The organism is Paenibacillus agricola, from assembly GCF_011440305.1.
Taxonomy (GTDB): domain Bacteria; phylum Bacillota; class Bacilli; order Paenibacillales; family NBRC-103111; genus Paenibacillus_S; species Paenibacillus_S agricola.
The window spans coordinates 326,867-339,006 of sequence record NZ_JAAOIW010000008.1; the positions used below are offsets into that span (position 1 = coordinate 326,867).

The following is a 12,140-nucleotide window of genomic DNA, read 5'->3' on the forward strand; positions in this document are numbered from 1 at the left end:
ATAGTATTTTCATACGCTATATTTAGTCTATTTATCGTTTAGTGCAACAACGCCCGGAAGCGCCTTGCCTTCCATAAATTCAAGGGAGGCTCCGCCGCCTGTAGAAATATGGTCCATCTTATCCGCCAAATGGAATTTCTCAACCGCTGCCGCTGAATCGCCGCCGCCGATGATGGTATAACCAGCTGTTGCTGCACAAGCTTCTGCAACCGCACGTGTTCCATGGGAGAAAGGCTCGATTTCAAATACGCCCATCGGTCCGTTCCAAACGACCAGCTTGGATTCAGCAATTGTCTTGGCAAATTTCACACGGGATTTGGGTCCGATATCAATGCCTTCCCAATCGGCAGGAATTTCACTGATCGAAACCTCGCGTGTGTTTGCTTTGGCACTGAAATCATCGGTTACAATAATATCCTCAGGCAATAGGAAATTAACGCCTTTTTCCTTAGCTGTTTCAATAAATCCAAGCGCTAGCTCCAGCTTATCATTATCAACTAACGATTTACCAATCTCATGGCCTTGGGCTTTGAAGAAGGTGTAGGACAAGCCGCCGCCAATAATAATATTGTCTGCAATATTTAACAGGTTGCTGATTACACTAATTTTATCCTTAACCTTGGATCCACCAACAATCGCGGTGAACGGACGCTCTGGGTTATGTAGAGCTTTGCCTAGCACTTCCAACTCTTTCTCCATCAACAGTCCTGATACAGCCGGCAGGTGGTGGGCAATGCCTTCTGTGGAAGCATGGGCACGGTGGGCTGCGCCAAAGGCGTCATTGACATACAAATCCGCCAGCTCAGCAAAAGCCTTAGCTAGCTCAGCATCGTTTTTCTCTTCACCTGGGTAGAAACGTACATTTTCCAGCAATAGCACATCGCCGTTTTGAAGTGCAGCCACTTGCGTTTTCACCGTTTCGCCTACAGCCTCATCCGCTTTGGCTACCGTTTTGCCAAGCAGCTCGGACAAACGTGCTGCAACCGGAGTTAAACGCAGCTCTTCCACTACAGCACCCTTAGGGCGGCCCAAATGGCTCGCAAGGATGACCTTTGCGCCTTTATCGATCAAATATTGGATCGTTGGGAGCGTTTCGCGGATACGTGTATCATCCGTGATTGCGCCATTTTCCAAAGGGACATTGAAATCGACACGCACAAACACTTTTTTGCCGTTTACTTCTACGTCACGAACGCTTTTTTTATTCACACTCATTCGGCACACCTCCTGATTATCTACGTGCAATACCAATACCAATCTATATACGAATTTACCTGCATACAAAAATTGTGGGTATGCCCTTATTGTATCCATCTAGCTGCCGCAAACATGCCGGGGCGTACATGAGATTGTCCACAAGCACGGAGCTCGGGCAAATCCGTTGTACCTCCCCTAAACAAGACGGTGAAGCATGAATACAAACTTTAGGTCATAACCACAATGATTCTCTTACAAGCCTTTTTTAGCAATAAAAGAAGCTAAGTCAACAACACGGTTGGAGTAGCCCCACTCGTTGTCATACCAGGAAACGACTTTCACCATGTTGTCGCCCACTACCATTGTGCATAGGGAATCGATCGTGGAGGAAGCAGGGTCGCCATTATAGTCGCTGGATACAAGCGGCTCGTCGGAGTAGAACAAGATGCCTTTCAAAGGACCGTCAGCTGCCTCTTTCAAAGCTGCGTTCACTTCGTCAACAGTTACGTTCACTTTCAATTCAGCAACCAGATCCGTAACCGATACATTCGGAGTAGGTACACGGAAGGACATGCCGTTCAATAAGCCTTTCAGCTCAGGCAATACCAACGATACCGCTTTAGCAGCGCCTGTTGTGGAAGGGATAATGTTCTCAGCAGCAGCACGTGCACGGCGAAGGTCTTTGTGTGGAAGATCCAGCACGGATTGGTCATTTGTATAGGAATGGATCGTAGTCATCATACCTTTTACGATACCAAATTTGTCATTCAATACTTTGGCAAAAGGCGCCAGACAGTTCGTTGTGCAAGAAGCGTTGGAAATAATATGGTGGGAGGCTGCATCGTATTTATCTTCGTTTACGCCAAGAACGATCGTAATATCCTCGTCAGTAGCTGGAGCGGAAATAATAACTTTTTTAGCGCCGCCTTTAATGTGCAGGGAAGCTTTTTCTTTGGAAGTGAAGATACCTGTGGATTCAACAACGATTTCAACGCCGTTAGCACCCCAAGGCAGGTTTTCTGGATTGCGCTCAGCAAATACTTTAATCGATTTACCATTAACGATCAAAGCGCCTTCGGCTGCTTCAACTGTTGCATTGATTCTGCCATGAGTTGTATCATATTTCAACAAATGAGCCAGCGTGTTAACGTCTGTCAAATCATTGATAGCTACGATCTCTACCTCAGGGTTGCCTAGAGCGGCACGGAATACGTTACGACCGATACGTCCAAAACCATTAATACCTACTTTTACCATTGAGAAGGCCTCCTAGTATTTCTTTATTTTGTATATATGTCAAGACAGGCTGTGCCTGCCAAGATGTAGATTTTGTACCATTTCGATTGCGGCTGCTTCATCGGTTACAAGAATATCCTCATGACCGAACTGCAGCACGGCGGCGATGGCTTCACCTTTACTTTTGCCTCCTGCGACACCTATTACACAGTCCATTTCCTGAATATCTTCGATACGTAAGCCAACAGTTGGCATCTTATGAAGAATAATACCCCTGCGGTCAAAATAGTAACCAAACGCTTCCGCCAAAGCGCCATCCTGCTGTAGAATCGCTGTTGTTGCCGCATCAACCCTGCGCCTGCGCGCCATCAGCATAGCTTCTCCCATGCCATGGATAACGATTCGGGCATTACGGATGAACGCGATAATTTCCAGAATCGAGCCGTCCTGCAACAACGACTGGTAAGCTTCCTCACCAAGCTGGTCTGGCACATGGAACAGCCGGTAACGGGCTCCGGTCTTCTTGGCCATTGTCGAGGCAATCGTGTTCGCTTGAAGCTCTACGCTCTCTCCCAGCCCGCCTCGTGCCGGCACGAAAATGCAGCCTTTAAGCGCTGTAGAGGGGGATAGGTGGTTGGCAACCTCAGCCATTGTGGACCCTCCGGTCACAGCAATAACTTCGTCCTGTGTAATATGCTTGCGTAAAATCGAAGCACCCACAAGCCCTAGCTCTTTCTTGGTGTGTGCCGAAACATCGGAGTCGCCAGGCACCACCACGACCTGTTTCAAATTATAATGCAGCCGAAGCTGCTCTTGAAGCTCAGTAAGACCGAATAGGTCTTTGACCAGCGGTTCGATTTGCTCAAGCAGCAGCCTGCCGGTTTCGCTGATCCGGATACCGGAAGCCTCAACCTCAAGCAGCCCTTGCTCTTTCAAAAAATCGACCTCGCCACGCATAATACGCTCCGTTGTATTCAACGAACCAGCCAGCGTCCTTCTGCCTACAAGCCCAGATACGCGAATATAGTGCAGAATCGTATAACGTTTCTTCATCGTTTCCAACAGGTCTGGCAAAAGCTGCTTTTGAATACCGAGAATATCTCTCATACTTTACACTCCCGTTAAAAAGCGATGGACGTTAATTGTCCCAGTACTACATTTTTCGTCCCACATCTTCCAAAAAAATAGCTAAGCTTTCCTTAGCCACTCTATTATATAAAATATTCCCGTTAATTTCAACACATATTCACAATTTAGCCAAAAATAACGTTCAACCAGCAAATAGAGAGTGTTTAACCAAAACAAAGTTGCATTTTGCCCCGGCTTATCATATAATAACCCTTGCTTGTTTCGTTTTGTCCGGTTTATAAATATGCGCCCATGGTCCAATGGATATGACGTAGGCCTCCGGAGCCTGAGATTAAGGTTCGATTCCTTATGGGCGCGCCACTAATTTTTGTTTCCTTTCAAACGCGTTTCACATAACCTTCCCATAGTTTCATTCAGAACCTCTGCTGCGGCTTCCTATCTAGAACCCGCAGCAGAGGTTTTTTAATCTAGGTCGTTTGACCTTTCTTGACCTTTGTTTGTTTTTCCGCTATGATGGTTATAGTGTTATCAATATATCAAACATTCATGTACTATTAGGAGGCTGCAGCTTATGAGTTTCATTCCCATGGTAGTTGAACCAGACGGCAGAGGAGAACGCGCTTATGATATCTACTCCCGTCTGCTGAAGGACCGCATTATTTTTCTAGGAAGCGCCATTAACGACCAGGTAGCAAACGCGATTATTGCGCAATTGCTGTTCTTAGCTGCACAGGATCCGGATAAGGACATTAGTGTCTATATTAACAGTCCAGGCGGCTCGATCACATCCGGTATGGCGATCTTCGATACGATGCAATTTATCAAGCCCGATGTTTCCACAATCTGCGTAGGCATGGCCGCTTCCATGGGCGCATTTTTGCTTGCAGCAGGTGCCAAAGGCAAACGCTTTGCCTTGCCGAACAGCGAGGTTATGATTCACCAGCCATTAGGCGGTGCCGAGGGCCAAGCGAGCGATATCGCAATTCGCGCCAATCGCATTATTAAATTGCGCGATAAGCTGAACACCATCCTTGCCGAACGCACAGGACAAACCTTCGAACGCATTGAGAAGGATACCGACCGCGATAACTTCATGTATGCCGAAGAAGCGCGTGAATATGGTTTGATCGACAAGGTTATTACCAAAGTATAATCGAAAGCTCTATATACAAAAAGCCCATCGTAGCTTCCCCTGCGATGGGCTTTTTGCTGCGTGCTACAGCTCGCAGCACCTTAAAATAATAGCCCTAACTTGGATGAAAAAAGCCTCCAGCCACAAGAAGTGGTTGGAGGCTTGAATTATTCTTTATCATCCAATGGATAGAAGATCAGGTCAATCGGGAACGCCGAGCCCGCCGGGGGCGTGAATTCAATATCCAGCGATTCCTCAAAGCCCGTCGTCCTGGCTAAAATCTGCATGCCATCGAAGGCTGTAATCACACCCGATTGCGGCACAAGGCTAATTTCACCGTTGATTTTGATCGGTCCTTTAAATACACCGCCGTAAGCCAGCAGCATAATCGCCATTTTTCTAGGCTTGTCCGCGTGGATTTTATAGACCACTCCGTAGTTGCCCTCATTCAGTACATTTTGCTTGCGCATCGGGTCATAGCCCGGCTGGAAAGGATCTGTGACCCCATCCCCGATGATCAACCGGTTAGGCTTCGTAAAGGAGCTTGCATCCACCTGCCAGTGGACCTCCGATACCGGAAATGTGCCTCGGACATGCCCATTAAAGGCTAACATCGGCAATGTATTCAGCGTGCTCTGTGACACTTGGCTGGTAGCAACGAAAGAGAATTGAATGTCTCCGGTCGTTTCCACATCATAGAACAGGTTAACGCCTTGGCCCGGATAAAATTCCGGCATCTGCGAATAAATAAAGGTTTGCCCCGCTGGCACTTCCATAGAATCGCTGCGCGGATCGTTCATCAAAAAGTCCACAGACGCTTCATTACCAATCAGGTTGGCGTATACAGAAGGCCACACTTCGCCTTTATTGGTCGTTTTGATCGTGACTGGCTTGTTAGTCAGGTTCTTGGCCAGAATCGCCAGAGTGACCTTTTCCTTCGTCCCATTGATGTGATCGGCGTAAAGCCGGCCTTTACCCTTGACACTATCTTGGTAAAGGATGCCCTTTTCCGTAAATTCCTCCGGGCTATCACTCACAAGCAGCTTGCGGCTATCGTCGGTTGTGGCCTGCTTCGGAAGCTGTGGCAGGTTCCAGAAGCTACCCCACAAAACACTCCAATCCGTCTTTATAAAGCTGCCTGCCGGCTTGTAATAAATCGGATATTCGATTTCGCTAAGAAACGGTTTATTCTCAACCGTCAAATTACGCAGGTAGGTTTCACTTTTATTGCCATGTGCATCCCATACTGTCAATGTGATCGGGTATGTACCTGGTGTAAAGAATACTTCCTGGTTGCCGCCCCATTCATATTTAACCAGCCCTTCCGCATCCGGGTCATAACTCAAGTCGATGTACTTGATGGGCTCTCCCGTTTTATAAGTCGCTTTGGCAAAGTTAAATTTGGCTACCGGATTGGAATTACCTGTATTCGGGATGTAGATGCCCGGTGGTGTTTGGGTATGAATAATTTCAACGCGCCGCAGCTCATCATTATAAATATAACGCGCTCCCATATAATCGGCTAGCCAAGTGAGCTTGATCAAGAGCTTGCCTTCTTTACTAATTGAGGCTACCGAATCAAAGGGATAACGGACTCCGTTGATCCAGACGACCTTGTGGTCGCTATCGAGCACAATGTTAAAGCCCGGCGTAGTCATTTCGATTTGGCGCGTGGCATCATTCCATTGCACCTTGAGACCCATGGCATCGCCAAGCACTTTGGCAGGCACGAACATTTTATCTTCAATGATTGTCGCTGGTGATTCCAATATAATTTGTTGCCCATTAAAAAACGCTTCCACTTTATCGACGTAAAGAAGCATATAAGTTGTTGAAGTCGAAGACGTGGACTGTGCCGCGGATGCCACGGATGTAACCATAATACTGAACAGCAAGCTTATCACAATCAACAAAGATAACTCTTTTTTCATTTGTTTCATTTCCCTACTCCTTTTGCTTGTTTGGACGGTATGTTAGGCGGACAGCAAAAAAAACCTTTCCTCAGAAGACTCGTCATAATAGACGCTTCGCTTCAGAAAAGGTTGCGAACTTCTACCTATCTTAACCTGGTTATTGTCAGTTAGTGTTGAAATGTGTCATACCTTTGTCACTAAAAGCTTCCTTGACGGAAGCCTGCGACGATCCTTATTGGTTTTCCAGCTCTTCTTTACTGACTAAAGTTACTAAAGCGTTTACAGCCTGTTCTGCGTCCGAGCCTTCGGCACTGATATAAACCTCAGTCCCTGTACTGATGGCCAAACTCATAATACCCATAATACTTTTGGCGTTGACTTTCTTTTCGTCCTTCTCAACAAAAATCTCGGAAGAAAACTTATTTGCTTCCTGAACAAAAAGTGCTGCTGGTCTGGCATGAAGGCCTGTTTTTAACTTCACGACTACTGGGCGTTTCGACATTCCAACCAATACCCCCTAAATCTTAAATTGCAAATGATCATTCTATAAACGACCATGAAAAAGCGATTTTTCAATTATTATATCATTTTTAAATCCGATACACTAGAACAACCTGAAAATTTACATAAAATATCTGCAATTAATCAAATATGCTTAAGCTTTTCGAATTTTCTCAGCCATTTCATCAATTTTGCGGAGCCGGTGGTTAACTCCGGACTTGCTAACGCTTCCCTTCAGCAATTCCCCAACCTCCGTTAGATTGATGTCTGGGTTTAGTAGCCTGACTTCCGCAACCTCGCGCAATTTTTCAGGCAAACTCTCCAAGCCCATTTCCTTTTGGATCAAGCGAATATTTTCAATCTGGCGGATGGCAGCCCCGATCGTTTTGTTCAAATTCGCCGTATCGCAATTGACTAAGCGATTGACGGAGTTCCGCATATCCTTCATAATCCGGACATCCTCAAAGCGCAATAATGCTTGGTGGGCGCCAATGATGCTTAGAAAGTCAATAATTTTCTCGCCTTCCTTGATGTAGAACACAAAACCTTTTTTTCTTTCGATACACCGTGCATTTAATTCAAATTGGTTAGCCAAGTGGCATAATGAGTGGCAATGCTCTTCGTACATGGACGAAATCTCCAAATGGTAGGAAGACCCTTCCGGATTATTAACAGATCCGCCTGCCAAAAATGCACCCCGTAAATAAGCGCGTTTGCAGCACTCATCTGGAATCATTTCCTCGTCAATCCCTGGGGTAAATACAAAGCCCTCGGACACGATCCGCAGCTCCGACAAAATATCCTGGACCTGATTAGGAATACGAACAATGTACACATTGTTTTTTTTCAAGCGCATCTTTTTGCGAACCAGCAATTCGATATGGACTTGAAATTTCTTTTTCAACAGCGAATAAATACGCCTTGCAATAGCTGCGTTTTCCGTACTGATGTCGAGTACGATTCGTTGGTTCGTTAGCTGTACAGAACCGTTCATTCGAATGAGGGCAGAAAGCTCAGCCTTTTCACAGCAAGTATCAGACTGAATTAACGTTAATTCTTTTTTTGTTTGTGCGGCGAAGGACACGGGGTTTCACCTCTTCTTGTGCATCCAGCTCTCCACCAGCTGATAAATATGCTGGCTAAGCTTCTCCGCATCGTGGCGCAAGTAGGTTCGGAACAATACCAAGTGATCGGCAATGATTTTATAACCCTGCTGGGATACTTTGTCCAGATCAAGGTGAACCACCTTGGCACCCTTTTCAGCGTACCTGCTTTGAACCTGGGGTGGAATCTCCCCATTGTTAACAATAACATAATCGAACAAATCTTGCTCAACATGATCATGAAGTGCTTTAATGTGGTCGCTGACACTATATCCATCCGTCTCGCCCGGCTGTGTCATCACATTGCAGATAAAAATTTTAAGTGCTTTAGATCCAACAATCGTCCGTGCAATTTCCGGTACGAGCAAATTGGGCAATATGCTCGTATACAGGCTACCTGGGCCGATTACAATCGCGTCGGCTTGCTCCAGCGCCTCAATTGCCTCAGGTAATGGCAATACATCAGCCGGCTCGATAAACACTCGCTTAATGACCTTGCCCGCCTTCGGAATTTTCGACTCGCCCACCACGATGCTGCCATCGGCCATTTCCGCCTTTAGCACAATTGCATGGTTAGCTGCCGGTAAGACCCGTCCACGGACCGCAAAGACACGACTGAGCTCTCGTACACCGGTAACAAAGTCACCAGTAATATCACACATCGCAGCCAAAATCAAGTTGCCCAAGCTGTGGCCAGCCAGCCCTTGGCCCTTCTGGAAGCGATACTCCAGCATTTTACCAAGCAATGGCTCTACATCCGCCAAAGCCGTCAGCACGTTACGGATATCGCCTGGAGGTACCATCTCAAGCTCCGAGCGCAGGATACCGGAGCTGCCTCCATCATCCGCCACCGTTACGATGGCCGTAATATCCAGCGGCTTTTCCTTGAGTCCGCGCAACATCACGGACAGGCCGGTTCCACCACCGATTACCACGATACGAGGCCGATCATTGCCCCCGTAATCAAAAGTCATTTCTTCACCTCGACCCGATCCCGCTCGGAGTCACGGTGGCTGACCCTTACGATTTCCGTTTCGCTATTGCCCATCACCTTGCCTAAATACTCCGCGATTGCGACAGAACGATGCTTCCCGCCCGTACAGCCAATCCCTACTACAATCTGGCTTTTGCCTTCCTTCTTGTACTTGGGCACCAAAAATTGGAGCATATCCACCAGCTTGACTAAGAATTCCTGGGTTTCACTCCATTTCATCACATAGTCATACACATCGGGATTCTGGCCCGTGTTGGGCCGCAATTCTTCGATATAATGAGGGTTCGGCAAAAACCTTACATCAAAGATCAAGTCGGCATCAATAGGAATCCCATATTTAAAGCCAAAGGAGATCACATTGATCGAAATTCCATCCTTTTGGTGATTCGTAAACCGGGCAACGATTTTTTCTTTCAGCTCCGCAGGCTTAATACTGCTGGTGTCAATGGATTGCGTAGCCATGCCTTTAAGCTCCTCAAGCAGCTTGCGTTCTTGGAGTATCCCTTCGAGCGGTGCACCTGCTGGAGCCAAAGGATGCTTGCGGCGACTTTCCTTATAGCGCTGGACCAGCACCGAATCGGTTGCGTCCAAGAACAAGATTTCATACTTTAAAGATTGGTTTTCCTTGATGAAGCTAAGGGATTCCGATAAAGATGTAAAGAATTCCCTGCCCCGCAAATCGATAACCAAAGCCACCTTGCCAATTCGCCCTTTGGATTGCTCAATCAATTCCGCGAATTTGGGAATCAGCACCGGAGGCAGGTTATCTACACAAAAATAACCCAAGTCCTCCAAGCTCTGCACCGCAATCGTTTTGCCTGCTCCGGACATACCGGTAATGATGACCAGCTTGCCTAGGGTATGCAATTCCTCCATGCGTGTTTCCTCCTAATCAAGAATGCAGATTTAAACCTGCAGCTCCGACGATCCCGGCATCGTTACCAAGGCTAGCCGCCACGATATCCACGCCCTCTTTTGCTGATTCTTGGGTGAACTCCTGATAATACTTACGGATCGCCGTGAACAAAAATTCACCAGCTTTCGAAACGCCACCACCAATGATGAAACGCTGCGGGTTCAGGATCACAGAAACAGCAGCCATTGATTTACCCAAATACAGCGCGGCACGATTAACGATTCGCAAGGAAACCTCATCGCCGGATTTAGCTGCGTCACATACGTCCTTGGCCGTCAAATCAGATAATAATGCCAATGAGGTATGCTCGCCACGCTCCACGGCTTCTTTACCCATACGAATAATGCCCGTAGCCGAGGAAACGGTTTCCAGACAGCCCTTCATTCCACAGCCACAACGGACGGCTTCAAGGTCTGGCACTACCGTGATATGGCCGAGCTCGCCAGCCATTCCTTTAAAGCCTTGATAAATCTTTCCATTTATAATAATTCCACCACCGACTCCGGTGCCGAGCGTATAGCATACCACATTAGGGATACCTGCGCCCGCGCCGCTCCAAGCTTCACCCAGCGCCGCTACGTTCGCATCGTTGTCGATCTTGACGGTTTTCCCTAGCTTTTCTTCCAGGATTTTCTTTACAGGAACGTTGCGCCAACCCAAGTTGGGGGATAACTTAATGAAGCCCTCTGGAATATCCATAAATCCGGCAATCCCTGCTCCAATTCCTGCAACCTGCTCCCATTCGTGTGAAGAATCCGCAACCAGCTTGCGTGTATACTGCGCAATGTTCTCCAAGACTACATCCGAGCCATGCTCGGTTCCGGTTGGTCCTTCATACGTATGCAACAACCTGCCAAACTCATCGCAAAGGCCTACCTTGATCGTGGTTCCTCCTAAGTCGACTCCAACATAAACGTTCTTTCCCATCACTTTGGTCACCTCATAAGCTAAGATTACAACTATCTTTATAACCAACTATAAGCCAAGCCTAGTTACAGGTCAAGGCAAAAGGTCAATGAAGATCAGACTAAAAAACGTGGAGCTTAAGCGTCCACGTTTTGCAGGAACTATAAGGATTGGCTCCAATCATGGACCATATGGCCATCCAAAAACTTCTCGCAATCCAGTGCTGCCATACAGCCACTGCCCGCAGCCGTAATGGCTTGGCGGTATTTGCTGTCTTGCACATCACCACAAGCGAACACACCCTCAACATTCGTAAGCGTAGTTCCCGGCTTCACTAGAATATATCCTGTTTCATCGGTTTGGATCTGCCCAGCAAGGAACCCCGTATTGGGTGTATGCCCGATCGCTACGAAAATACCGTCCGTCTCGATTACTTCTTCGGCGCCTGTTTCATTGTCCAGTACCTTAAGCCCGGTTACGCCTCTATCGCCGGAAATAACGGCTATTGGCGTTTTGTTCAAGCCCCAGGAAACCTTTGCGTTCTCACGCGCACGATCCTGCATAATTTTCGAGGCACGCAGGTCGCTGCGGCGGTGTACAAGACGTACATCAGTAGCGAAGCGTGTCAGGAAGTTGGCTTCCTCCATTGCGGAATCGCCGCCACCGACAACAATGATTTTTTTGCCACGGAAGAAAAAGCCATCACAGGTTGCGCAAGTGCTTACGCCATGCCCGATGCTTTCTTTTTCATTCTCGATACCCAGTAGCTTCGCAGAAGCCCCTGTAGAAATAATGACACTTTCTGCCTCAATATCGCCCAAACCTTCCACGGAAAGCTTAAATGGACGCTGGGATAAATCGATCGTATTGACCCAGCCTGTCTTGAACTCGGCACCAAAGCGTTCGGCTTGCTTACGCATATTGTCCATCAATTCAGGACCCATAATACCCTCAGGAAATCCGGGAAAGTTCTCCACTTCGGTCGTAGTCGTTAGCTGCCCTCCAGGCTCTGGTCCCTCAATAACTAGAGGATTCAGGTTAGCACGTGCCAAATAAATAGCAGCTGTCAGGCCTGCTGGCCCTGTACCTATAATGATCGATCTGTACATGGTTATGTCCTCCTTAGAGTTTTACAACGTAAAACTTACTTCGT

The 12,140-nt window shown here is 47.3% G+C and carries 11 protein-coding genes and 1 tRNA gene; 2 read left to right on the plus strand and 10 right to left on the minus strand.

All coding sequences use genetic code 11. The annotated features are described in order from the left end of the window. Positions 1-27: 27 nt before the first annotated feature. The 3 genes from G9U52_RS22245 to G9U52_RS22255 form a co-directional block, all read right to left on the minus strand. Positions 28-1,209: a phosphoglycerate kinase gene (locus G9U52_RS22245; RefSeq protein WP_166152892.1), complete on the minus strand. Its 1,182-nt coding sequence runs from the start codon at positions 1,207-1,209 to the stop codon at positions 28-30. Between the two features lie 240 nt (positions 1,210-1,449). After that, a complete protein-coding gene (gene gap / locus G9U52_RS22250) occupies positions 1,450-2,454 on the minus strand; it encodes a type I glyceraldehyde-3-phosphate dehydrogenase (protein WP_166152842.1) in 1,005 nt (334 codons plus the stop codon). Between the two features lie 39 nt (positions 2,455-2,493). Next, on the minus strand, positions 2,494-3,540 hold the full coding sequence (locus G9U52_RS22255; protein WP_166152843.1) for a sugar-binding transcriptional regulator: 1,047 nt from the start codon (positions 3,538-3,540) through the stop codon (positions 2,494-2,496). 267 nt (positions 3,541-3,807) lie between these two features. On the opposite strand from G9U52_RS22255, the gene G9U52_RS22260 reads away from it, so the two are divergent. Together G9U52_RS22260 and clpP are read left to right on the plus strand one after the other, a co-directional pair. Then, positions 3,808-3,882, plus strand: a tRNA-Arg gene (locus G9U52_RS22260). Between the two features lie 211 nt (positions 3,883-4,093). Next, the gene (clpP, locus tag G9U52_RS22265; protein WP_166152844.1) at positions 4,094-4,675 is read left to right on the plus strand and encodes an ATP-dependent Clp endopeptidase proteolytic subunit ClpP; all 582 of its coding nucleotides are present in this window, start codon (positions 4,094-4,096) and stop codon (positions 4,673-4,675) included. A gap of 146 nt (positions 4,676-4,821) precedes the next feature. On the opposite strand, the gene G9U52_RS22270 is transcribed toward clpP, so the two are convergent. From G9U52_RS22270 to trxB, 7 genes are all read right to left on the minus strand, one after another. Then, complete coding sequence (locus tag G9U52_RS22270; protein WP_166152845.1) at positions 4,822-6,594, minus strand: stalk domain-containing protein; 1,773 nt, start codon at positions 6,592-6,594, stop codon at positions 4,822-4,824. A gap of 205 nt (positions 6,595-6,799) precedes the next feature. Then, on the minus strand, positions 6,800-7,069 hold the full coding sequence (locus G9U52_RS22275) for an HPr family phosphocarrier protein (RefSeq protein WP_076230567.1): 270 nt from the start codon (positions 7,067-7,069) through the stop codon (positions 6,800-6,802). 153 nt (positions 7,070-7,222) lie between these two features. After that, positions 7,223-8,152, minus strand: a complete 930-nt coding sequence (whiA, locus tag G9U52_RS22280) for a DNA-binding protein WhiA (protein ID WP_166152846.1) — start codon at positions 8,150-8,152, stop codon at positions 7,223-7,225. Positions 8,153-8,158: 6 nt separating this feature from the next. Beyond that, positions 8,159-9,145, minus strand: coding sequence for a gluconeogenesis morphogenetic factor MgfK (mgfK, locus tag G9U52_RS22285; RefSeq protein ID WP_166152847.1), 987 nt, complete (start codon positions 9,143-9,145; stop codon positions 8,159-8,161). After that, a complete protein-coding gene (gene rapZ, locus G9U52_RS22290; protein WP_166152848.1) occupies positions 9,142-10,041 on the minus strand; it encodes an RNase adapter RapZ in 900 nt (299 codons plus the stop codon). The genes mgfK and rapZ overlap by 4 nt, the downstream gene beginning before the upstream one ends. Before the next feature lie 16 nt (positions 10,042-10,057). Continuing rightward, positions 10,058-11,008, minus strand: coding sequence for an ROK family glucokinase (locus G9U52_RS22295; RefSeq protein WP_166152849.1), 951 nt, complete (start codon positions 11,006-11,008; stop codon positions 10,058-10,060). A 140-nt stretch (positions 11,009-11,148) separates the two neighbouring features. Continuing rightward, positions 11,149-12,096, minus strand: a complete 948-nt coding sequence (trxB, locus tag G9U52_RS22300; protein ID WP_166152850.1) for a thioredoxin-disulfide reductase — start codon at positions 12,094-12,096, stop codon at positions 11,149-11,151. Between the last annotated feature and the right edge of the window lie 44 nt (positions 12,097-12,140).